At 56.7% G+C, this 20,497-nt stretch carries 25 protein-coding genes and 1 pseudogene; 3 read left to right on the top strand and 23 right to left on the bottom strand.

Annotated elements, in window-relative coordinates:
- Positions 1 to 12 precede the first annotated feature (12 nt).
- The gene (locus tag EL29_RS00245; protein ID WP_235193343.1) at positions 13 to 1,023 is read right to left on the bottom strand and encodes a D-2-hydroxyacid dehydrogenase; all 1,011 of its coding nucleotides are present in this window, start codon (positions 1,021 to 1,023) and stop codon (positions 13 to 15) included.
- Positions 1,024 to 1,043: 20 nt separating this feature from the next.
- Here EL29_RS00245 and EL29_RS00240 point away from each other — a divergent pair, with 20 nt between their 5' ends.
- Positions 1,044 to 1,475, top strand: coding sequence for a hypothetical protein (locus EL29_RS00240; protein ID WP_024472330.1), 432 nt, complete (start codon positions 1,044 to 1,046; stop codon positions 1,473 to 1,475).
- Positions 1,476 to 1,484: 9 nt separating this feature from the next.
- Here the strand turns inward: EL29_RS00240 and EL29_RS00235 are convergent, their stop codons facing one another.
- Positions 1,485 to 2,159 carry an EAL domain-containing protein gene (locus EL29_RS00235; protein ID WP_235193342.1) on the bottom strand — a complete coding sequence of 225 codons (675 nt, stop codon included), beginning with the start codon at positions 2,157 to 2,159 and terminating at the stop codon, positions 1,485 to 1,487.
- Positions 2,160 to 2,454: 295 nt separating this feature from the next.
- On the bottom strand, positions 2,455 to 2,631 hold the full coding sequence (locus tag EL29_RS00230) for a hypothetical protein (protein ID WP_015701030.1): 177 nt from the start codon (positions 2,629 to 2,631) through the stop codon (positions 2,455 to 2,457).
- Between EL29_RS00230 and EL29_RS00225 the strand changes: the two genes are divergently transcribed.
- A complete protein-coding gene (locus EL29_RS00225; protein ID WP_014606671.1) occupies positions 2,591 to 3,070 on the top strand; it encodes a GNAT family N-acetyltransferase in 480 nt (159 codons plus the stop codon). The two genes, EL29_RS00230 and EL29_RS00225, sit on opposite strands and share 41 nt — an antisense overlap.
- A gap of 116 nt (positions 3,071 to 3,186) precedes the next feature.
- Here EL29_RS00225 and EL29_RS00220 read toward each other — a convergent pair whose 3' ends face one another.
- Positions 3,187 to 4,377: an alpha/beta hydrolase-fold protein gene (locus EL29_RS00220; RefSeq protein WP_028716018.1), complete on the bottom strand. Its 1,191-nt coding sequence runs from the start codon at positions 4,375 to 4,377 to the stop codon at positions 3,187 to 3,189.
- A 249-nt stretch (positions 4,378 to 4,626) separates the two neighbouring features.
- Here EL29_RS00220 and EL29_RS00215 point away from each other — a divergent pair, with 249 nt between their 5' ends.
- Entirely contained in the window at positions 4,627 to 4,839 is a 213-nt protein-coding gene (locus EL29_RS00215) for a hypothetical protein (protein WP_028716017.1), read from the top strand.
- 37 nt (positions 4,840 to 4,876) lie between these two features.
- On the opposite strand, the gene acpT is transcribed toward EL29_RS00215, so the two are convergent.
- The 19 genes and pseudogenes from acpT to apeA form a co-directional block, all read right to left on the bottom strand.
- Entirely contained in the window at positions 4,877 to 5,455 is a 579-nt protein-coding gene (acpT, locus tag EL29_RS00210) for a 4'-phosphopantetheinyl transferase AcpT (RefSeq protein WP_028716016.1), read from the bottom strand.
- A gap of 1 nt (position 5,456) precedes the next feature.
- Positions 5,457 to 6,686, bottom strand: a complete 1,230-nt coding sequence (locus EL29_RS00205; protein WP_013024459.1) for a beta-ketoacyl-ACP synthase — start codon at positions 6,684 to 6,686, stop codon at positions 5,457 to 5,459.
- Complete coding sequence (locus EL29_RS00200; RefSeq protein WP_013024458.1) at positions 6,683 to 7,414, bottom strand: 3-ketoacyl-ACP reductase FabG2; 732 nt, start codon at positions 7,412 to 7,414, stop codon at positions 6,683 to 6,685. Before EL29_RS00200 ends, EL29_RS00205 begins: the two co-directional genes overlap by 4 nt.
- On the bottom strand, positions 7,411 to 7,887 hold the full coding sequence (locus tag EL29_RS00195; protein WP_013024457.1) for a hotdog family protein: 477 nt from the start codon (positions 7,885 to 7,887) through the stop codon (positions 7,411 to 7,413). The genes EL29_RS00200 and EL29_RS00195 overlap by 4 nt, the downstream gene beginning before the upstream one ends.
- Positions 7,884 to 9,053: a beta-ketoacyl-[acyl-carrier-protein] synthase family protein gene (locus tag EL29_RS00190; protein WP_019105044.1), complete on the bottom strand. Its 1,170-nt coding sequence runs from the start codon at positions 9,051 to 9,053 to the stop codon at positions 7,884 to 7,886. Before EL29_RS00190 ends, EL29_RS00195 begins: the two co-directional genes overlap by 4 nt.
- A gap of 1 nt (position 9,054) precedes the next feature.
- A complete protein-coding gene (gene apeN, locus EL29_RS00185; protein WP_042677869.1) occupies positions 9,055 to 9,591 on the bottom strand; it encodes an ApeN family LolB-like membrane protein in 537 nt (178 codons plus the stop codon).
- Between the two features lie 116 nt (positions 9,592 to 9,707).
- Positions 9,708 to 12,026, bottom strand: coding sequence for an ApeM family transporter (gene apeM, locus EL29_RS00180; RefSeq protein WP_028716015.1), 2,319 nt, complete (start codon positions 12,024 to 12,026; stop codon positions 9,708 to 9,710).
- The gene (gene apeL, locus EL29_RS00175; RefSeq protein WP_022622297.1) at positions 11,995 to 12,600 is read right to left on the bottom strand and encodes an ApeL family LolA-like protein; all 606 of its coding nucleotides are present in this window, start codon (positions 12,598 to 12,600) and stop codon (positions 11,995 to 11,997) included. Before apeL ends, apeM begins: the two co-directional genes overlap by 32 nt.
- Positions 12,597 to 13,019 carry an acyl-CoA thioesterase gene (locus EL29_RS00170; protein WP_019105042.1) on the bottom strand — a complete coding sequence of 141 codons (423 nt, stop codon included), beginning with the start codon at positions 13,017 to 13,019 and terminating at the stop codon, positions 12,597 to 12,599. Before EL29_RS00170 ends, apeL begins: the two co-directional genes overlap by 4 nt.
- 3 nt (positions 13,020 to 13,022) lie before the next feature.
- On the bottom strand, positions 13,023 to 14,714 hold the full coding sequence (locus EL29_RS00165) for a glycosyltransferase family 2 protein (protein WP_028716014.1): 1,692 nt from the start codon (positions 14,712 to 14,714) through the stop codon (positions 13,023 to 13,025).
- The gene (locus tag EL29_RS00160; protein WP_019105040.1) at positions 14,705 to 15,058 is read right to left on the bottom strand and encodes an ApeI family dehydratase; all 354 of its coding nucleotides are present in this window, start codon (positions 15,056 to 15,058) and stop codon (positions 14,705 to 14,707) included. The genes EL29_RS00165 and EL29_RS00160 overlap by 10 nt, the downstream gene beginning before the upstream one ends.
- Positions 15,045 to 16,406, bottom strand: a complete 1,362-nt coding sequence (locus EL29_RS00155) for an AMP-binding protein (RefSeq protein ID WP_028716013.1) — start codon at positions 16,404 to 16,406, stop codon at positions 15,045 to 15,047. The genes EL29_RS00160 and EL29_RS00155 overlap by 14 nt, the downstream gene beginning before the upstream one ends.
- On the bottom strand, positions 16,406 to 16,984 hold the full coding sequence (locus EL29_RS00150) for a COG4648 family protein (protein WP_019105038.1): 579 nt from the start codon (positions 16,982 to 16,984) through the stop codon (positions 16,406 to 16,408). Before EL29_RS00150 ends, EL29_RS00155 begins: the two co-directional genes overlap by 1 nt.
- 6 nt (positions 16,985 to 16,990) lie before the next feature.
- Positions 16,991 to 17,242: an acyl carrier protein gene (locus EL29_RS00145; protein WP_019105037.1), complete on the bottom strand. Its 252-nt coding sequence runs from the start codon at positions 17,240 to 17,242 to the stop codon at positions 16,991 to 16,993.
- Positions 17,243 to 17,254: 12 nt separating this feature from the next.
- On the bottom strand, positions 17,255 to 17,512 hold the full coding sequence (gene apeE / locus EL29_RS00140; protein ID WP_019105036.1) for an ApeE family acyl carrier protein: 258 nt from the start codon (positions 17,510 to 17,512) through the stop codon (positions 17,255 to 17,257).
- Positions 17,493 to 18,326, bottom strand: coding sequence for a lysophospholipid acyltransferase family protein (locus tag EL29_RS00135; protein ID WP_013024445.1), 834 nt, complete (start codon positions 18,324 to 18,326; stop codon positions 17,493 to 17,495). The genes apeE and EL29_RS00135 overlap by 20 nt, the downstream gene beginning before the upstream one ends.
- Positions 18,305 to 19,027 carry a beta-ketoacyl synthase chain length factor gene (locus tag EL29_RS00130; protein ID WP_028716012.1) on the bottom strand — a complete coding sequence of 241 codons (723 nt, stop codon included), beginning with the start codon at positions 19,025 to 19,027 and terminating at the stop codon, positions 18,305 to 18,307. The genes EL29_RS00135 and EL29_RS00130 overlap by 22 nt, the downstream gene beginning before the upstream one ends.
- 53 nt (positions 19,028 to 19,080) lie before the next feature.
- Positions 19,081 to 19,610 (bottom strand): annotated as a pseudogene (locus tag EL29_RS00125) (methyltransferase); the annotation flags it as partial.
- Between the two features lie 41 nt (positions 19,611 to 19,651).
- Entirely contained in the window at positions 19,652 to 20,041 is a 390-nt protein-coding gene (apeA, locus tag EL29_RS00120) for an ApeA family protein (protein WP_013024442.1), read from the bottom strand.
- Positions 20,042 to 20,497 lie beyond the last annotated feature (456 nt).

Genomic DNA, 20,497 nt, shown 5'->3' with positions numbered 1-20,497 from the left:
GTGTTATATTGACTACGGATTAACGATATTCATTGGTTTACCCTCTAACCAGGCATTCACATTGTCGATGAGCTTGTCGGCTAACAACTGAATGGCTTCCTGGCTGGCCCATGAAATATGTGGCGTTAAGATAAAATTCGGGAGTTGCGTGAGTTTCATGATCGGCGAGTCCTTGTCTGGCGGCTCGTTTTTTGCCACGTCGAATGCGGCCCCGGCAATACGCCGAGTCATTAATGCACGGTATAAATCTTCTTCATTGACGATTCCACCGCGTGCCGTATTAATAAGCAGCACCTCTGGCTTCATGAGCGCAAATTCATTTTCAGCGATCATATTTTCCGTAGAAGGTAATAACGGACAATGAAGTGATAAAACGTCGCTGGTTTTCACTATCTCTTCGAAGTCGGTATAAAGCGGCCCCATATTGCTGACCCCTTTATAGGCAGCAAAAAGTACATTCATTCCCAGACTTTTGGCTATGTCGCCCACGCGTTTACCCAGCACGCCATCACCAATTATCCCCAGCGTTGAACCGGCCAGATTTTTAATGCTGAAATCGAAAAAACAAAACTGACCTGCCTGCTGCCAGCGCCCTTTCTGTACCGCCTGGTGATAGGCCGTAATGCTGCGGCGCAGGGCAAATATCAAGGCAAAGGTGTGCTCAGGTACGGTATCGAGCGCATAACCTCGAATATTCGAGACGGGAATGTTTCTGGCTTTACAGGCGTCGATATCAATCGCATCGAAGCCTGTTGCGGCAACGGCCACAAATTTGAGATTGGGTGCCTGCGCGATCAGCGCTTGCGTTAACTTTACTTTATTCGTAATAACAACGTCCGCTTTTGCAATGCGTTCAGCGCATTGCTCAGGTGATGTTCTTGCATGCAAAATTAAATTGTGCGCGCCATGAATCGCCTTTAACCTCACGCTCCCGGGGAGCGTCGCGTAATCAAGAAAAACAATATTTTTATCATTCATTGCATGAGCATCCTGTGAATGTCTTGATACTCCATCATTATCCACACAGACATTCAGCAGGCTATATGCAAAAAAACATAATAAAGCACAATAATTATCATGCCTTCTGTGTAATTAAACAAAATGCTGCGAGACATCTCGCACAAACCGCTTTAAATTTCATTGAAGCCGTAATAAAAATGATCCGTCTGCACGTGTCGTTCAGATTCACCCTGAATTTTAATTACCGCTCACTTTATTTAGCCGAACACGTTAACGGAATACATTTTGACGCCGGATTCGTCACGGCGTTAAGCACGCTGTTGCTGTCAGGAAAGCAGGCTCAGGTAGCGGGAAAAATAATGAAAAATATCGTGAGAAGGGAGAGGATATCTCGCCTGACTTATGGCGGGCCGGGATGCCGCCCAGAAAGGCTACAGAACAGGCACAGCCTGGTGAATAGAAGACTGGGGCAATCAGGCCGCGGGCTGAAACGATCATTTTGGGTCGACGGCTAAACGGGATCGTCAGCCCAATGCATCAAAATTAACGGCTTCGAACAGATAGCCCTGAAATGCCGCAGCATGCGGTTTTGCAAACTGAAAGTAGGTATCCTTCTCTACGCCTTCGACAATGATAAACTGGCAGTAGTCTTTAATTTGCGCCAGCGTCGTTTTCCACAATGGGCTGTTGTGATGTTCCCAGAAAAAGTGCTTGTCGATTTTAACAGCTTCATACAGTCCTTTCTGTAAACAGGGAAAATGCGAGGAGGCACTCCCAAAATCATCTAGCCATAAGGTGTAATTATTATATAACTTTCGCAGTAAGGGATTATTTAGCCCTTCAGCCAGACTGGGGAAGCTTTCTGAGACTTCGATGCGAAGAAAAGAGTGCGCTGTGGCGAGCTCGTAAATATCCCGTTCTTCCAGCAGCGCAAAAGCCATCTCTACATCTACATTGACAGAACACAGCAACTGGTGACTTTCAAAAAAATGTCTTTTTTGGTGAATTAAGTACAACTGCTCTCTCAGGAGCCTTATTTTTTGTTCTTTATTCATTTTACTTATATGTAAAAAAGGCGTCCCTGGTGCGGCAAATCGGGTTAAGACTTCAACGGCAATACGTTCGGATTTCAGGTTTACGATGGGTTCAGCAATGAACCGCCAGGCACGGTTATTATTATCAAGATTCTGGATTTCCATTCCCATGCTCTGATTAACGATGTTGAAGTGGATTGATTATTGATCGCCTTTAGCTATCAATCAAATGAATTTTAACGGATTAAACTATGATTAAACCTATCAAATCCCAAAAATCGATCGTTAAACCCTTGTTATTTAATGATGAATGGCAAACTATAAAACTCCATTTTTTCATGGACCGCATTTTTCGCCGGCCATCCCTGTTAGGCAATGTGTCCCGATTAATTCCTTTCAGAGTACAGGGGAAATGGGAACAGGGCTGGGTTCAATCGTCCCGACGGCCTTAAGGCCAGCGTTAAACAGAAGAAATTGACAGACCGATGACAACCGGATGCCAGCCAAATGAAAAAAAGCGGGTTAAAAACCGCTTCCGGGAAATACAGAGGTCAACCCAAATATTGGCGACTTGAAATACCGCGGTCCAGACGATAATGTGTTCCAACTTCACCGTCATGTTATACAGAACGACCATGTCTCTTTCCTTTTTTAAACTTGAACCCCGGCACCTTAAAGAAATATATGAAATACGCTTTTCCGTAACGGAAAACCGGCTTCACGCGCATCAAATTCACTATTTACAGCGTGAGCAAGCGCTGGAGGATATATGTCAGGGCGGCGGCTGGATTTGCCAGGTCGGGGATGATTATGCAGGTTATGGATTGGGGATCTATGCGCCCGAACCGCTAATTGGCGGACTGTTTGTTAAACCTGAATATCAAAAACAGGGCATCGGGACGCACCTGCTGAACGCGATCGTCCAGTGGTTTAGCGATCGGGGCGCAGAGACGATTATGCTGACCACCGATCCCGGCTCGAACGCGGAGGGGTTTTATCAGGCAAATGGCTGGGTCGCAGAAGGCAGTGATGCGTTTGGGCAGCGGGTGATGCGTAAGCGCTTACCGCGTGGCTGATATGACGCAATCCGCCGCCAACGAAATAGCAGCGTTCCCGCCGCGTTGGGGAGAATGCGCACAGGATACACAGGATGCTCTGCTCATCCTGTGCGCGGTCAGCGTTGAAGCCAGAATTAGTGCGACTGTGGTTTAAACAGCTGCTGCACAAACTCCACATACGCAGGTCGCCAGACGTCCATCTCATGTCCCAGCCCCGGATACTGGGTGTAATGGAACTTCACGCCCTGCTTTTCCAGTTCGGTTTTCAGCCCGGCAATGTCTTTGCCTGTCACGATATCTTTATCGCCCACCACCAGCGTAAAGTTTTTCAGCTGTTTATTCACGGTCTGCGGCTGGCTCAGCTGACGCGTCACGAACTCATTAGGCACTGTACTGGTGGTCACGCCGCTAAAACTGGCCAGCCAGGCAAAGTCGCTCAGGTGCGTCATGCCGGACACCAGCGCCTGATAGCCGCCCTGGGATAGCCCGGCTATCGCCCTGTCAGCCGGTTTGCGACTCACGGTAAAGCGTTTTTCCACCAGCGGGATAATGTCCTGCATTAACTCTTTATCCGCAGCAGCGGCATTCAGCGGATAAAAGTCCTTGCGGCGATCGGCTGGCGGGAAGTTTTCGGGAATAGCCTGCACGATGTCGGTTTCGGTATCGGGCACCACCACCAGCATCGGCTTAATTTTGCCTTCTGCCAGCAGGTTATCCATGATTTGCGGCAGGCGGAGCTGAGAGATGGCCGACAGCCCGGTATCGCCAAAGCCATGGTAGAAGTAGAGCACCGGTAGCGGCTTGCTATCGGCCTTGTAACCCGGCGGTGCCCAGACAAACACCTGACGTTCAGACTTCAGGGCGGTGGAGTGATAGGTCAGGGTCAGTACATCGCCGTGCGGCACTTTGCGCTCATCCAGAATACTGCCCGGCACCAGAATCATACTGGTGTTCACCTGGCGCTGCGGTTTCGGGAAACGGCTGCCGGTATCCGGCGTGCGGAAACCGTCTACGTCAAAATAGTACTCATACAGGTTGGGCTTCATCGGCTCGCTGGTCCATGACCAGATCCCCGTGCTGTCCTTTTTCATGTCATGCGACTGCTGGCTCAGCGGCGTGGCGCCGGTCACCACGGCAACCTGCTTCGCGGCAGGGGCAAAAAGACGAAAGGTAATGGAGTGATCCGGATTCAGCGCCGTAATGTAGCGACTTACCGGGATGCTCGTGTCTGGCGTTAACGGCAAAGGGGCGGCAATCAGTGCAGGTGCATATCCCGTGAGCAGGCTGCCTGCCAGGAATGAAAAACAGGCTAAAGTTCTTTTCATCGTGGGTTCCGGTTTTGTGTATGGCGAGGTAGTTATTGCATCTTTACGTTCAGGAAGAGAGCAAAGGGATACGCCAAAAACGCAGGGTGTGATGGGGTTCAAAAAATTCAGGCCCTCTCTGGCATGAAAAGTCCGTCGCTTTTTCTGCAACAGTCGCGCAACGACTCGCATTTTTTTATCCGCCCGCCTCGCATTCGCGTTATCGTCGCAGCATGAACACTTTTCCCCCTTGATAAGGACTGAGTATTGATGCGTAAACTTCCCTTTCTGCTGGTCACGCTGGGCCTTTTGATGTCGGTTACCTCTCAGGCGCAGGCTGAAGGCTGCCTGAAAGGCGCGCTGGTGGGCGGCGTAGCGGGTCATCTTAAACATCATGCGGTTACCGGTGCCGTGGCGGGTTGCGCAGCAGGCCATTACCTGGCGAAGAAGCATAAAGAAGAAGACAGCAAACAGAGTCACTAAACAATCAGGGCTGCCCGGTGAGAACGTGGCCAGCCCTTTATGCCAGCCGCCGCAGAGTGGTCGCGCTCAACTCAAACGGCGTCGGCGTACAAACCGCCAGCGCCAGTTCGCCTGCCTGGAGCGTGCTGACCGACAACGTAGTCGGTGCCGTGCTGTCGATGCGGGCCATCTCCCAGGCACTTGCGCCACGCTGCTTGATTATCGCCTCTTTTATCGTCCAGATGCGCCAAAAGACCGCTAACTGCTGCACCCCCGGTTGTGCGGCGATCAGGGCCTGTTCACCCGGACTGAACAGCTTTTCTGCCAGGCGCGGCCAGTTTGGTCGCGGTCGCAGGACTTCAATATCACAGCCCACGTCACTTTCGTCACTGAACAGCAGGGCAATGTCATCCCCGCTGTGGCTCAGACTAAAGCCGCGTTGCACCTCGGGGGGAAACGCGGGCTTGCCATTTACCCCGTACTGCATCGCGGGCACCGGCGCGATAGCAGCAGAGAGCATGACGCGCCCGGCAAGCCAACTGGCACGCCGCGCGCCCGAAGGTGCCCGATCTTTCAACTCGGGTGCTAACGCGCCAGCACTGAGTCGGGAAATCTTTCCCAGAAAGATCTGATACATATCAGTGCCAGCGTTTGATGATGATGGAGGTGTTAATGCCGCCAAACGCAAAGTTATTGCTCTGCAAAAACTCACAATCGATAGGGCGAGCCTGGCCCATGATGTAGTCCAGTTCGCCGCAGTTGGCGTCCGGTTGCGTCAGATTCAGCGTAGGAGCGAACCAGCCCTCGCGCATCATTTGCAGGCTCATCCAGGCTTCCAGCGCGCCGCAGGCCCCTAATGTGTGGCCGAAATAGCTTTTCAGGGACGAAATGGGCACCTGATTGCCGTAAATCGCCGCCGTCGCCTGACTTTCCGCCAGATCGCCGCGATCGGTGGCGGTGCCGTGCGCCGAAATATAGCCGATGTCCTGCGGGCTTAATCCCGCCATCTTCAATGCCTTCTCCATGCAAATCTGCATCGTTTCCCGCTGCGGCTGAGTGATATGGGCTGCGTCACAGTTGGTGTTGAAGCCGACGATCTCGCCATAGATTGTCGCGCCGCGCGCTTTCGCGTGTTCCAGCTCTTCCAGAATTAGCGTGCCTGCGCCCTCGCCAATCACAAGACCGTCCCGTTTTTCATCAAAGGGCGAAGGCGTGGTGGTCGGCGCATCGTTGCGCTGGCTGGTGGCGAAAAGCGTGTCAAACACCGCCGCTTCCGAGGGACACAGCTCTTCTGCGCCACCGGCCACCATCACCGTCTGATAACCGTGGCGGATCGCCTCCCACGCGTAGCCAATCGCCTGGCTACCCGAGGTACAGGCGCTGGAGGTGGGGATAACCCGACCGCGCAGGCCGAAAAACAGCCCGGTATTCACGGCGGTGGTGTGCGGCATCATCTGTACATAGGTGGTGCCGGTAATATTATTGGTGTGCTTTTCCGTCAGCATGGTCGCGAATTCGCTTACCGGTCCGGTGCTGCCAGTCGAGGAGCCGTAAGCAATGCCGGTTTCACCATTGGTGAGCACAAGATCGCCGATCAATCCCGCGTCCAACAGCGCCAGTTCGCTGGCGCGGGTCGACATTAATGAAACGCGCCCCATGGCGCGAATACGTTTGCGGGTGTAGTGTTCCGGCAAACTGAAATTATCAATCGGGGCACCCAGTAAGGTATGCAGCCCGTCGTAAACCTGCCACTCCGGCATTCTGCGTACGGCATTTTCATACGCCAGCAGCCTGGCTGAAACGTCCTGCCAGTTTTCGCCAAACGCGGTGACGCCGCCCATACCGGTAATGACCACGCGCCGTGTCATAACATGCCTCCGTTGATGGAAATCACCTGGCGCGTCACATAACCTGCGATATCCGACATCAGGTAACGGGCAAGCCCGGCCACTTCCTCGGTTTGTCCCATGCGTTTCATGGGGATCAGGGACATCGCCTCTTTCAGCGCCGTCTCTTCCATCTCGATCATTCCTGTATCGATCAGCCCCGGCGCAATACAGTTAACGGTAATTTTTCGTTTGGCCAGCTCAATCGCCAGCGCTTTGGTGGCGCCAATAATGCCTGCTTTCGCGGCACTGTAGTTCACCTGACCGCGATTGCCCATCAGGCCCGACACCGAGGAAAGCGTAATAATGCGTCCGCCCTGGCGGGCGCTGATCATTGGCATAATGCAGGGCTGAATCACGTTGTAAAAACTGTCCAGATTGGTATGAATCACCTTATCCCAGTCGTCGTCGCTCAACGCAGGAAAGGCCGCATCGCGGGCAATGCCGGCATTGCTGACCACGCCGTACCAGGCTCCGTGTGCGTCGATATCCTGCTCCAGCACCTCGCGGCACTGCTGACGGTTCGCCACATCAAACTGCAGCAGGCGGCCCGTGCCCCCTGCCGCCAGAATGGCATCCAGGGTTTGCTGCGCCCCGGCAGCATCATGGTGATAATGCACGCCAAGGGTGAAGCCGTCTGCCGCCAGCTGGCAGGCGATGGCGCGACCAATGCCTTTGCTGGCACCGGTAACCAATACTGAACGGCTCATGAGGTCGCTCCTTGTTGAAATAATGAATGAAGTTCTTCGGCGGTGGGCTGAAAGGTATTTACCCGGCCGGTTGCCAGCGTAGCGCTCCCCGCCTCGATGGCGCACTCAAAGCTGCCAAAGCGTTCATCCTGCATCAGCAGTTTGACCTTGACGATCAGCGTGGCATCCGCCGGTAGAATCCCTGCGCTACACACTAATTCGCGCGCACCCAGCACCATGCCTAACGAGATACTGGCCTGTCCCTGCTGATGCCGATGCCAGCCCGACCAGACGCCGACCGTCTGCGCCATTAACTCCAGGACATACCAGCCCGGCAGGTTGCCATCGGAATCGAGAAACGGGGCCAGCACGCCCTGCGGCGATACCGTGACGCAGCAGGTCGCGCTGTCGGCCGTCACGTCGCTGACCTTTTCCAGTAACAGCATCGGCGCATCGTGCGGCAGATAGTCCGTGGGGGATAAATAGTGGCTCATAAGATCTTCCCAAGCAGAATACTGGCGTTGTTACCGCCGAAGGCAAACGAGTTTGACAGAATCACCGGGCGCGCCAGCGGCTGAGGCCGGTCAATGATGCCACAGGGCGGCAAATCCGCATCGCGCGGCGACAGGCTAAAATCCTGCGGCGGCAGCGGCAGGTTGCGTTGCAGGATCAGCATGCTGAGCGCCGCTTCGGTAATGCCCGCCGCGCCCAACGTGTGCCCGGTCAGGTGTTTCGTTGAACTGCAGGGCACCTGCTCGCCAAACAGGGCGTTTACCACGCTGGATTCAATCTGATCGTTGAGCGTGGTTGCGGTGCCATGCAGGTTGATATAGCCCACCGCCTCAGGCGCAATACCGGCTTCGTTCAGGGCCTGATGGATGGCGCGAATCGCCCCTTCCCCCTCTGGATGCGGGGCTGAGATATGGTAGGCATCGCTGGATTCGCCCACGCCCAGCAGCGCAATCGGCTGCGGCTCACGGGTTAACAACATCAGCGCGGCACCTTCACCGATGGTAATGCCGCTGCGATCGCGGGCGAACGGCTGACACAGGGTGGGAGAAAGCGACTCCAGGCTGTGAAAGCCGTTGACCGGCATCCGGCTGAGCGTGTCTGCTCCACCAACGATCGCTACATCCGCCAGCCCCGCCTCAATCAGGCGACGTCCGCTTATCATCGCACGGGCGCTGGAGGAGCAGGCGGTGGACAGCGTAAACGCCGGACCGTCAAGTGCCAGCCAGTGGCTGAGAAAGCGCGAGGGATCGCCCAACTCCTGCTGCGGATAGCGCCATGCCGTGCTTGATTGCTGATTCAGCGACAGGCGGACGTGCATATCCCCTTCGTCCAGCCCGGATGTGCTGGTACCCAGCACGATGGCGACACGATCGCGGCCATACTGCGCAATCGCCTGATCCACGTCGGGCTGAATCTGGGCCAGCGCGGCCAGCAGCAGTTGATTATTGCGCGAACGATGCGCGCTGAAGGCGTCAGGGATCGCCGGCAGCGCCCCTTCCACGCCGGCCAGCACGGCGTGCGGATGCGCCTGCAACCAGCCGCTGCGGGCGCGCATACCAGGGGCCACGCCACGCACCAGGTTGAGAGCGACCTCATCGTTATCCTTGCCCAGCGCGTTAATCATGCCAACGGCAGAAACGTAGATCATCTCAGTCATCCAGATATTGAATGGTGATGTGGTATTTAAACGCGTGCTGCTCAATGCTGATGGGTTCGCGCTTACCCTGGCGGTTCAGATAAGTGATTTCCGTCACCAGCTTGCCGCTGGCATTACGCAGCTCGCGCTTATCCCCACGGTCTTTCAGCGTCCAGCCCTCTGGCAACTGGGGCAGCCAGGCGCTGATGGGCCAGTGGCTGAGCATCACGTCGGCCAGCACCTGACTGGCCGGTGGCAGCTGCGGCAGCACAATCGACTGTTCGGTGTGCAATCCCTGGCGATCGTAGGTCACCAGGAACAGACGAATACCCACCGACGACAGCCCTGCCAGAGAGATTTTTTTATCATCTGCGTTGAGCATCACCAGCAGCGACTGGGTCTTGCCGTGAAAACGGCCGGTCAGAAGCTGCTGGGAACGGATTGACGGCGCAATGCCCGGCGCAGGCAGCGTCACGCGTGCGCCCGGTGCCAGCCAGGCCTGCGGACGCTGCTGCGGGCTGTGCGTGGAATGACTGCACCCGGCCAGCATCAGCGTGGCGGCAATAATCAAACAGCCTCCAGTGGACACGCGGCGACCGCGTAGCGGCACCGATCTGGCTCGCCATCGCGCCAGGCAATATTTCAGCATGCGTAAAGTCTGGTTGATCATCGTGTTTTTTTCTCTCTTTTCGTCGGCATCGCCAGCGGTGCCAGCAGCCAGGCGGTGAAAATACCGCTGATCAGTACGATACCAAAGCTGCTAATGGCCTGGGTGGTGCTGAAAACCAGCATGCCCAGCGTCAGCAGCGTTGTCATCATTGCCAGTGTGATGGCCAGCATGGAGGTGAGCGGCGTACCGCGTGGATTACTGAAAAACAGCGTGTAGTTGATGCCGATACCGAGCACCAGTACCAGCGCCAGCAGGGAAAACAGGTTGACCGCATGGCCGGTAAAGGCCAGCACCGCCAGGCCGCAGCCCAGAGAAAGCACAGATGGCACCAGGCTGCGCGCGCCTTTGCGCCAGCCAAGCCGCATGACGGCACCGCAGGCAATCACGGCCAGAGCAACAAGCAGCAGGCCGGTCAGGATATGGCGATACAAGGCAAACAGCCCGTCAAACGTCGTTTTGCGATCCACCCAGGCGACGCCGGGATAGCCTTTACTTAGCGCATCAAGCGCGGCGCTGTGTGTTACGCCGTCTACCGGCACCAGCACGCCGCTCTCACCGCTCTTCAGCGTCAGCCACAGCAGGCGCCAGCCTTCGCTGGCCGGGCTGGCAAGCCAGGCCGCAACGCTGACCGGCATAGGATTGAGATCCGGCTTCAATGTCGTTACGCCCGCCTCGCTGAGCGCGCGCGTGACGGCAGGCGCGGCATTTTTCAACAGCGCCACATCCTGTGCCTGACGCGCCAGCGAGTTCAGGGGAAGCGTTCGATAACCGCCGATCAGCCCTTGCGCTTTGGCCCGTTCCAGCGCGGGCGTGAAGGCTTCCAGCCGCGTCAGCGTCTGCTGCGCACTGTTGCCGTATACTACAAACCATTTCTGATCGACGCTCTGCCCGGTCAGCGCAGTAATGGCTTTTTCCTGCGCCAGAAGGTGCTGCGGCAGCGCCTGAAGCTGTGAGATATCATCGTCTACGCGCAAGGTGGCGAGGCCCGCCAGCGAGAACAGCGCCAGCGCCACCGGCAGCCCCACCGACAGGGCTTTGTTACGCCGCCATGCGGCAAGCCAGCGCAGCATCAGCACCATGGCGGGGACCGGACGCACAGGCAAGCCGCGGCACAGCCACGGATGCCAGAACACGACCGTCAGGCAGGCGGCGCTCAGGCCCACCGCCGCAAAGAGCGCCATCTGGCGAATGCCCGGAAACGGTGCCAGCATCATGATCAGATAGGCGGCCACCGTGGTCAGCAGGGCCAGCAGCAGCGCATTGCGGACTTTCGCCAGGCTCTGCCAGGGCGAGGTATCGGCGCCATGCACCATGCGCTCGGTGAGGTAATAGAGCGTGTAATCGGCGGAGATGCCGATGATGCTCATGCTCATCACCAGCGTCATCAGGTGCAGCTCGCCAAACACCAGCAACGTCACAACGGTGCCCGCCAGCGCGCCAATGGCAATCGAGAGCAGGCATAACAGGATTGGCCGTACCGAACGGAACACCACCAGAATCAGCAGTAGCACGCCCAGCACGGTTGCCAGCCCCAGCGTGGACACATCATGCTTCGCCTGCTGGCTGGCGTAATCGCTGTAAAACACCGTGCCGCGCGAGAGCAGCCGGACCTGCGGGTACTGCGCCTTGAACGTTTTTTCCAGCGCGCCCAGCGTGGTGACCAGTTTGTGCGTCTGCTGCATATCAAACGACGATCCGGCCAGTTCGCCGTGCAGCAAATACCAGTAATTCCCCTGGCTGTCCTGCGTCACCAGCCAGCCGTCCATCAGGCGCAGCCGCTGACCGTTTTTCGCCATCGCCAGCTGCGATCCGCGCGTCAGCATCAGCGGATCGTTCTGTAATTCTTTGCCACTGACGCCGGAAAAGGCGGAATAGAGCTGAGAGAGGATCCACTGCGCCTGCGCCTCGCCGCCGTTTTGCAGCCGCTGCCGCGTTTCGCTGTCGATCATGCCGTTACGGTGCTGCCAGAAAAACGTGCCCCACGCCTGCTGGCTGCGGGCATCCATCGGCCCTTTTACCTCGGCCAGCGCCCCGGATCGCTGTAACCGTGTCAGCCAGTCGCGCGCCACCAGGGGATCGGCCTGCTTACCGGGGCTCACCAGCCAGACCAGTTGCCGATCGAGCCGCTGCATAAAGCCGTCGTTGAGGGCGGGGGGAATCGCGCCCAGCGCCTGCTTTGGCAGCATCGCCAGCACGCTGCTGTTCAGCCGGGCCTGCGGCAGCAGCGTATGCAGCACCACCAACATGAGCAGGCAGACCAGCCCCCACAGCAGCGCGGGCCGTTTACGGGGCGGCAAAGCGTTGGCGTTCGTCATTAGTCAGTTGTGCTGGCGTCAGTTGATGTTGCGAAAGGGTAATGTCCGTGCGATCGCCCTGCTTATCGTTGAGTTGGATCTGCTCCAGATAGGTTTTGCCCGCCAGATCGATGCTGGAGAAGATCTTATCCAGCGGCGTGGTGATCGGCGTCAGGCGCAGCGTCCAGCGGCCTTCGCCCTTGTCGGCAAAGTCGACGCGAAAATTCTGCTCCAGCACCTTGCGATCCGCCTGAAACAGCGCGCGCAGCAGGTGATTAAACTGGAACATCTGCGGATTGTTTTCGGCGGTAATGGTCTGCGGTGGCTGGCCGTTGATCACCTGCACCATGCGTTTATCATCCAGCAGCAGCTGCATCGGGAACGGACGGGTTTGATCCCACAGCAGGCCCTTGTCGCGGGCGATCAGCATCGTGCCCTGCGATTTTAGCGGCTGCGGCATATCCTTAATGGTGCGCACCTGATCGAAGTGCGCACGGATCACCGGCTGAGCGGTGAAGCGCTGCTGCAGATCGTCGAGCGTCAGCGCGCTGACAAACGGGCTGATCAACAGCGCCAGGAATAGCAGGCCTCTCATGGCGTCACTCCCATACGTTCAAACAGAATGTCCGGGCAGACAAAGCACATCTCGCGACTTTGCTCTTCCACCGCCACCTGAATGGTATAGCCCGTAGTGGCGCGCTGGCCGCTGTCGGCATCGAAAATTTCATACCCAATGCGCAGACGGTTTTCACACTCTTCAATGCGCGCCCGCACGCGAATGCGTTGCTCAAAGGTGAGCGGATGGCGGTACTTTACCCGCGTATCCACTACCGGCCAGACGTAGCCAGAGGCCTTCATCTGCCGGTAGCCATAGTCAAACTGGTTCAGTAACGCCTCGCGGGCGATTTCGAAATAGCGAAAATAGTTACCGTGCCAGACCACGCCCATCACATCGACATCATGAAAGGGAATGGTCAGGTCTACGTCGACCGTAAAACGGGGATCGTTAAGCACCCTTTACTCCTTGTCTTTGCTATCCGGCAGTTGCCAGAAATCGAAAAAGTTAAACCAGTCGAGCGGCGACTGGAGCGCATAGTGCTCAAGGCGTTCAGCATAGCGATCGATGGTCTGCTGCAGGGCTTTCTGACGCTCGGCACGCGGCAACAGCAGCGGATTGGCGAACGGCTCGCAATGAATGTGCAGTTTTCCCTGCTGGCGCAGCGCGAAGATCAGGTGAACCGGACAGCCCAGGATCGACGCCAGAATAAACGGCCCCTGCGGAAAGGGAGCAGGCTGGCCCATAAAGCGGCTCCAGCAAATACGCCATTCCCCGCCGCGCTGCGGATTAACGGCAATGCGATCGCCCACAATCGCGATCCACTCGCCGCGATCCAGCTTTTCTTTCAGCAACATGGCGGTGTCCGGACCGATATCCGTTACCGGCATCAGGTTTAGCCCGGCCTGCGGAGCCATCTCTTCCATAATCTGCTTAAAGCGCTGGGCGTTATCGCTAAACACCAGAGCATTAATGGTTTTACTGCCGCTGCGCTGCACCAGCGCCCGGCAGGCCTCCACATCGCCCAGGTGCGAGGCCAGCAACAGCCTGCCCTGCGGATGATTGAGGTCAAGCATCGCCTCCGCGCCCGGTGCAAAGACCACGTCGCTGCCGAAATGCAGCTCACCGCGCCAGCTGGCGATTTTGTCCAGCATGACGTTGCCAAAGCGCAGAAAGTGCCGGTAGCTGGTCAGGTTATTCGGCACCGGCTGCTGGCGTATCCGCAGCTGCTCACGCACGCGGGTTATCCAGTTCTGCGAGGCTTTTCGTGCCGTTGCGGCTGTCAGCCAGTACGCGCCGACCACCGGATACAGCAAAAGAGAAAAGGCTTTACGGCCCAGCAGGCGCCACACCAGCAGCATCAGGCGCATGCCCCACAGCCCTTTGACCTCTTTCTGCCGCGCCCAGTGCTGGGGCGAGCGGCGAAACAGTAAAGAAGGGATACGCGGCAACATGCCGAAAAACAGCCGCGTGTGCATCAGGGAGATGCGCACGTTGTCTTTGACCGCGTCGAAATGCGAGAGGCCGTCCTGCGGATAGGTTACCCGGGTCGGCACAAAGTAGCTGTTGTTACCCTGCCAGTAGAGCCGCACCATCACTTCGGTATCAAAATCCATGCGCCTGCCGATGGTGGCACGCTGTGCCAGCTGTAAGGTTGGCGCGATGGGATAGACGCGAAAGCCGCACATGCTGTCTTTCAGCTGCAATGACAGGGTTTCGATCCACACCCAGACGTGGGTGATCCAGCGCCCGTAAAGCCGCGAGCGGGGAATGGAGTCGTCATAAATGGGCTGGCCGGAAATCAGCGCTTCGGGATGCTGCTGCGCCAGCGCCAGCAGCGCGGGAATATCTTCTATGGCATGCTGGCCGTCGGCATCGACCTGCACCGCATGGGTAAAACCGGCCTGCGCCGCCACCTGCATACCGCGCAGCACCGCCGCACCTTTTCCGGCGTTTTGCGCCAGCCGCACCAGCGTCAGCGTGCTGTTTTCTGCTGCCAGCCGATCCAGTACCGCCTGGGTAGCGGCATCGCTGCCGTCATCAACGACAATGCACGGCAGACCAAACGGCATCAGGCGTGCCAGCACCGCTGCCATCATGGCACCGTGGTTATAACAGGGGATCAGCACGCAGGGGGAAAAGGCTAGCGACATAACCGAATCTTACCGCTGCTGGCGACATGACGTGCCTCACCGTCGTGGCGCTGGTAGCTAAAGCTCAGCATCTGGCGCGCTTCCTGCCAGTTCAGCGTTAACGTAACGGTAGTGTCCGGCAGCAGCGGAGCCTGAAACTTCACGTTCTGAATGCTGTGAAAACGCCAGCCGGGTGCCAGCAGCGTCGTCGCGTACTGCATCACCCAGTCAAGTTGCGCCACGCCGGGCAGCAGCGGTTGAACGGCAAAATGCCCTTTGAACCAGAACAGCGACGGATCAAGGTGTAAAACCATCTCAGCCTGATCGGGCTGCGACTGATGGCGCTCAATTTCATGGGGTTTCATGAAACCACTCCTGTAACTGCGCATAAACACGCTTGTTCATACTGTTAACCGGGATCGCATCGATCACCCGCCAGTAACGCGGCACGGCGACAGGTTCCAGCCACGGCAACAACGCACGTCGCCAGGCCAGCTCTTGCTGTTTACCGCCGTGTTCCTGCCAGCGTTGCCGTGCTGCATCGTCCAACACCAGCAGAACGCCAATGCTCTGTCGGCCGCGACGTAAAACCGGCACCGCCGCCACCTCGCTGATCCCGTCCAGCGCCAGCAGCCGCTGTTCGACTTCGCTTAACGAAATACGCTTCTCTTCAATTTTAACCACTCTGCCCCGACGGCCCACCAGCCGGAACTGGCCGTTTTCTTCGATATGCAGAATATCGTCGAGCAACAAACCCTCTCTGTCGGCGATCAGCGGTGAAAACACACGCAACGTATCGCTTTCCTGATGAAAACGGACGCCATCAAAGGGTTGCCAGGTGATATCTTCTTCCTGACGATAGCGCCAGGCGAGGATACCGGTTTCCGTGCTGCCATAAATTTCATCTGGCCAGATATGCATCCAGTCCGCCGCCTGAGAAACATCCTGCCAGGGTAACATGCCGCCGGCGGAAAAGACCATCGCGACCGGCGGTGCGGTGAGCTGGCGATCGAGGCGTTTCAGAAACGCCGGGCTGCTGATAAAAACATACTGATAATCGTGGCTTAAGGCGGCGAGCTGTTCGGCATACCAGAGCATCGCCGCATGCAGCGGTAATCCCAGCGCCATCGGCAGAATAATACGAAAGGTCAGACCGTACTGGTGCTGCGGCACAACAGAGGCCACGACCCGACAACCGGCCAGCCGCCCGGCAAAGCGGTCGGCCAGCAGGGCCGCTTCATGATCCAGGGACTGAACGGACTTCACCACCCGCTTCGGCTGACCGGTGGAGCCGGAGGTAAACAGTTCGATGCTGGCCTCGTCAGGTATGGCCGGAAAAGACGGAGCAAAGGCGGCGAGGGTCATCGCACTGCTGACCACCAGCAGCGGCCCCTGCCAGCTCAGCGTTTTTTCACTCAGCACGCCGTCAAACAGGGCGTGTTGTTCGTTGAGCAAGGAAACACGACAGTGACCGGGGACAACCGGTGTTTTGCCCGCGTGCAGCGTTGCCAGCAGGGCCACGGTAAACAGGTAGCTGTCCTCAAAGCACAAGGCCCAGCGTTGGCCTGCCTGCTGCTGCAGTAAGGCGATTAAGCAGGCCACATCCTGCCGCAGATGTCCCAGCGTCCAGGTGCGGTCGTCCAGCCAGGCCACAGGCACGTCAGCCGGTCGCGGTGCAGTGAGCCACTGGGTCAGTGTAAGCGTCTGCTTCATCATGAATCTCGTTGTTTTATTTTCCGGCGTACCAGCCACTCGCCCGCCATCAGCGTGCCCATCAGCAGATAGGCAATCATTCCATTCCAGGCGGTCCACAGCGCCATATCGCCATACAGCGCGGTAAAGAGCGCCATGCTGCCGTTGAGGATGAAAAAGACGCACCAGATTTGCGTCACCCGGCGGGTATAACGCACGCCCTTTTCAGGCAGATCCGGCTCACTGACTCTGGCCAGCCGTTCGACAATGGGCATGGCTGACCACAGGGAGCCACCAAACACCGCCAGCATGACGCCATTGACCACGACCGGGTAAAAAAGCAGGAGCTGGTGGGTTTTCAGCAGGTAGCTGGCCGCGCACAGGGTAATGCCGGCCACCGCCACCACCTGAGTGATGACACGCATCGGCCCCGTTTTGCGCCGGGTCTGGCGAAGACGGAGTAAAAGAACAAGCGCCATCAGTGGCAACAGCCAGTGCAGGCTGTTATGCGCCAGGCCGACGCTGATCAAAAAGGGCCACGCCACCAGCAGCAAGCCTGTCAGCAACGTAAGAACGGGCCGCGTGCGTTTGCCGGACATCGCGACTTACGCTTCTTTCAGCAGCCGTTCTACCGCATCGACAACGTCCTGCACGGTACGCACGGCTTTGAACTCTTCCGGCTTGATTTTCTTGCCGGTTTTCTTTTGCAGATGCACGATCATGTCGACCGCATCGATGCTGTCCAGCTCCAGATCCTCATACAGCCGCGCCTGTGGGGAGATATCCTGCGGGTCGATCTCAAACAGCTTAACCAACAGCGCGGTGACCTCTTCATAAATAGCGTTTTGTTCTGTCATGACGGACGCTCCTCAGGCACGTTGCGCGTGGATGAACGCTGCCAGCGTGGCAACGGAGAAAAAGTGCTGGCGCATCTCTTCGCTTTCCGACGAGAGAACCACACCGTAGGCATTTTTTACCGCCAGACCCAGCTCAAGCGCGTCGATGGAGTCCAGTCCTAAGCCGTCGCCAAACAGCGGCGCATCGCTATCAATATCGTCGGCCGACAGTTCGTCGAGATTCAGCGTCGTTATAATGAGATTTTTGATTTCAAGGTAAAGCGCTTGCATCATTAATTCCTGAAAAAGGTGAAGAACCTGGTTGTAATTGAAGCAAAAGATGCCGGTTCAACTGTCTTGCCGCCAGTGCCGGTTCTTGTATGTCTGCATCGTAAAACTGATCGATAGATATCCGCTCCCGCACCTCAACGCTGAACAGCGGTTTGGCGGGCGGCACGTTATACCATTTGCTCTGCTTGTCCAGCAGATGCTCGCTGCAGTGAATGAGCACTACGCGTAAATCACTGCCACAGCGCACGGCAATATTGGCCGCACCGCGTTGTAGCGTCATGGGTTCACCGGGCCGGGTTCGGGTGCCTTCCGGAAAAATCAAAATCGTGTCGCCCTGTGCCAGCCGCTGTCGGCAGGCAGGCAGAAGTGCATCGGCCTGGCTGTTAATCAGATAATCGGCTGCCCGGATAACGCCGCTGACGAACGGGTTTTTCAGGAGCGCTCCCTTTACCAGACAGTCGCTTTCCGGCATCACAGAGGCCAACAGCACATAATCGATGAGCGTCGGATGATTGGCGACCACCAGACAGCCGCGATCCTGACGCAGGTGCTCAAGCCCGCGCATCCGGTAATCCAGTACGCCAACGCCTTTTGCCACCCTTAAGAAGAAGCGGAAACTGGCGGCGATACTGCGCCTGGCGATGCGGCGGCGGCGGCCTTTATCCCATACCGCGAGTAACAACAGGTTAAACCACACCATAGATAACAGCAGTCCGCCGATACCGAACAGGGCAAAGCAAAAGCCGGTCATCGCGCATCGCCATGCCCGGTTGAGGCGCGAAACTATCCTGCTCATCCGCGGCTCCAGTGCCATTCCACTCTTTCCCCACTTAAGACAAAGGTGGCAGCATCTTGTAGGTAGTGCTGCAAAAACAGTAGGCTTTGCGGCAGCGCGGGCGCTTTCGCGGTGTGCTGCGACCGGGTTTCACACTGCAAGGCATCACCGGCTTCAATCACCAGCGAGACCGCGAACGGCCACATCGGGGTTTCTGATGTGAGATGCGAGTGATAAAACGCCGGCATCGCCCCGTCAAAATCGACCATTAACACGCGCTGATAGCCCGCCTGGAGCAGACACAACACCTCACACAGCCCCTGCTGAAAGGTGTCTTTACCGGCAGAAAGCGACGAGGAGACGATCGGCTTCTTCGCGGCTATCGTCAGGCTGCCAACGGCGGAGTTGTGCACTGACAGGGCAAAATCGGTTGGTGAAAGCGCCTGGTCTGTCGCCAGCGCCTGCAGAATGCGGAAATTGCGTTCCAGCTCCCCGTGACGGCTGGTGTAAAGCACGGCATCGATTTCATGCTGACGCAGCATCGCCAGCCCGCACTCCACGGCCAGCTTACTGCCGGCGCTAAGGCGGCGCGCGGTCATCATCGGCAGTTCGGTCAGCTTTGCCTGCGGTGCCGCAGGATCGATGGCGTGCGACAGCCGAGCCCATTCCAGCCACTGTGCCGTTTCGCTTAATCCTGGGGCCCTGGCCTGCCAGTCAACAATGTTTAATGCAAATTTCATCAACGCGCGTCCGCGATATTCAGGTGATACTCAGGGCGCTTATCGCCGTGTTGTTATGGTTTCTTCTGGCACTGCAATAATGTATGCCCAACGCCCGGGCCGTCGTGGCGCTCATCGCTCTGGAACCCTGCCTTGTCCAGATAGTGATAAAACGTCTCTAGGCTGTAGAAACGGCTGTTGCCGTTGGCCATACAGGTAAAATAAAGCGAAGACGCATTGAGACTAAATGAGGCCGCTTCAATGTTCTGCGCATCCCAGAACGGTTCCATGATGAACAGCTTCGCGCCGGGTTTTATCACGTCGGCAACAGGGTCCAGCATCGTGACGACTTGTTCAGGCGAAAAGCCGTCCAGAAACTGACTCATCCAACCGACATCGGCTTCTGCGGGTAAAGGCAGGTCGCCAAGCATATCGACTTCATGGCAGGCGATGCGATGAGAAAAGCCTGCATTTTCGATATTTTCCCGCGTCAGCGCAATCCGGGGCGGCAAATCTGACAGGCCACCGCCATTGCGTGGTCATACTGGCAGCAGCGTATAGCCCATTTACCGGTGTGATGGCTGAGAAAACCTGCTAAGTCATAAGCGATTTATCGGGCCATCACTGGCCCGACTTTAGGCATAATTACAATTTTGTGCCTGCCGAGAGATTGGCCTGAATATCTTTATCCAGGTTTTCCACCCAGCGGTTGTAGGTTTTATGAATCTGCCCGCCCGATGCCAGCAGATTGGTGCTGTGGTCGTAGACGATATCGTAGCCTGTCGACGAGTAGTTGATTCGCACTTCAGCCATGTGATCACGAACCTGCTGACGCGCTTTAATCTCGCCCGGAGCCACCTGCGTCATCATCCACTGACGCTGAACACCGGCTCTTAAAATGGCATTTTTAACCTGATCTTGGGTATAACCCGCCGCGACGATAGTATGAATTTTCTCAAGCGGGGCGGTACGCGCACAGCCTGCCAACGCCCCAACGACCGCAAGGGCGGCAAACCATTTCATAGACTTTTTCATTCAACATACCTGTCTGTGTGAAGTAAATAAGGACAACAATAATTAGCGTGAAAATGATTATTGAGATCATCATGCAGGGCTTATTTGCGTTAATTTAAACGCGGTGCCTCGTCTGTGATGCCATGATAAACGGCCGCAATGTTGTTATATTTTCTCTTTTAGTTCAACAGAATTTAATTAAAACGATTTATTGGCGGGAAGAGGAAAAACGATAATTACGCGCCGGGCAAAGAGGTTAACCCGAATAGAAAGAACGATGACAGACGGAGAAAACGCCCCCGTCTGGATGAATCATTTTCTTTAAGGGCAATCGATGCGCCGATAATCCTGAACCGGCGTTATCCCCCCTGCTCTGCCGATTACCGCGTTAAACCCTTTCGTACTGGTACATCTCACGTCAGCCCTCTTTAACAGAAGGTAAACCCTGTCAGCGATAACCGTCAGCGTGGGCTGCCA

This window comes from Pantoea ananatis LMG 2665, from assembly GCF_000710035.2.
Lineage (GTDB): Bacteria > Pseudomonadota > Gammaproteobacteria > Enterobacterales > Enterobacteriaceae > Pantoea > Pantoea ananatis.
This window is presented reverse-complemented; position numbering and strand designations above follow the sequence as displayed.

What these genes read in the sequence shown, in the direction of transcription:
- apeN (WP_042677869.1), bottom strand. Translation starts at nt 9,591, where the DNA reads ATGCTGGCCGGGTGCAGTCATTCCACGCACAGCCCGCAGCAGCGTCCG.
- apeA (WP_013024442.1), bottom strand. Translation starts at nt 20,041, where the DNA reads ATGAAAAAGTCTATGAAATGGTTTGCCGCCCTTGCGGTCGTTGGGGCG.
- EL29_RS00220 (WP_028716018.1), bottom strand. Translation starts at nt 4,377, where the DNA reads ATGAAAAGAACTTTAGCCTGTTTTTCATTCCTGGCAGGCAGCCTGCTC.
- EL29_RS00240 (WP_024472330.1), top strand. Translation starts at nt 1,044, where the DNA reads ATGCAAAAAAACATAATAAAGCACAATAATTATCATGCCTTCTGTGTA.
- EL29_RS00235 (WP_235193342.1), bottom strand. Translation starts at nt 2,159, where the DNA reads ATGGAAATCCAGAATCTTGATAATAATAACCGTGCCTGGCGGTTCATT.
- EL29_RS00135 (WP_013024445.1), bottom strand. Translation starts at nt 18,326, where the DNA reads ATGGCACTGGAGCCGCGGATGAGCAGGATAGTTTCGCGCCTCAACCGG.
- EL29_RS00165 (WP_028716014.1), bottom strand. Translation starts at nt 14,714, where the DNA reads ATGTCGCTAGCCTTTTCCCCCTGCGTGCTGATCCCCTGTTATAACCAC.
- EL29_RS00160 (WP_019105040.1), bottom strand. Translation starts at nt 15,058, where the DNA reads ATGAAACCCCATGAAATTGAGCGCCATCAGTCGCAGCCCGATCAGGCT.
- EL29_RS00205 (WP_013024459.1), bottom strand. Translation starts at nt 6,686, where the DNA reads ATGACACGGCGCGTGGTCATTACCGGTATGGGCGGCGTCACCGCGTTT.
- EL29_RS00195 (WP_013024457.1), bottom strand. Translation starts at nt 7,887, where the DNA reads ATGAGCCACTATTTATCCCCCACGGACTATCTGCCGCACGATGCGCCG.
- apeL (WP_022622297.1), bottom strand. Translation starts at nt 12,600, where the DNA reads ATGAGAGGCCTGCTATTCCTGGCGCTGTTGATCAGCCCGTTTGTCAGC.
- EL29_RS00145 (WP_019105037.1), bottom strand. Translation starts at nt 17,242, where the DNA reads ATGACAGAACAAAACGCTATTTATGAAGAGGTCACCGCGCTGTTGGTT.
- EL29_RS00155 (WP_028716013.1), bottom strand. Translation starts at nt 16,406, where the DNA reads ATGAAGCAGACGCTTACACTGACCCAGTGGCTCACTGCACCGCGACCG.
- EL29_RS00200 (WP_013024458.1), bottom strand. Translation starts at nt 7,414, where the DNA reads ATGAGCCGTTCAGTATTGGTTACCGGTGCCAGCAAAGGCATTGGTCGC.
- EL29_RS00130 (WP_028716012.1), bottom strand. Translation starts at nt 19,027, where the DNA reads ATGAAATTTGCATTAAACATTGTTGACTGGCAGGCCAGGGCCCCAGGA.
- acpT (WP_028716016.1), bottom strand. Translation starts at nt 5,455, where the DNA reads ATGTATCAGATCTTTCTGGGAAAGATTTCCCGACTCAGTGCTGGCGCG.
- apeM (WP_028716015.1), bottom strand. Translation starts at nt 12,026, where the DNA reads ATGACGAACGCCAACGCTTTGCCGCCCCGTAAACGGCCCGCGCTGCTG.
- apeE (WP_019105036.1), bottom strand. Translation starts at nt 17,512, where the DNA reads ATGCAAGCGCTTTACCTTGAAATCAAAAATCTCATTATAACGACGCTG.
- EL29_RS00230 (WP_015701030.1), bottom strand. Translation starts at nt 2,631, where the DNA reads ATGGTCGTTCTGTATAACATGACGGTGAAGTTGGAACACATTATCGTC.
- EL29_RS00225 (WP_014606671.1), top strand. Translation starts at nt 2,591, where the DNA reads ATGTGTTCCAACTTCACCGTCATGTTATACAGAACGACCATGTCTCTT.
- EL29_RS00190 (WP_019105044.1), bottom strand. Translation starts at nt 9,053, where the DNA reads ATGATCTACGTTTCTGCCGTTGGCATGATTAACGCGCTGGGCAAGGAT.
- EL29_RS00215 (WP_028716017.1), top strand. Translation starts at nt 4,627, where the DNA reads ATGCGTAAACTTCCCTTTCTGCTGGTCACGCTGGGCCTTTTGATGTCG.
- EL29_RS00150 (WP_019105038.1), bottom strand. Translation starts at nt 16,984, where the DNA reads ATGTCCGGCAAACGCACGCGGCCCGTTCTTACGTTGCTGACAGGCTTG.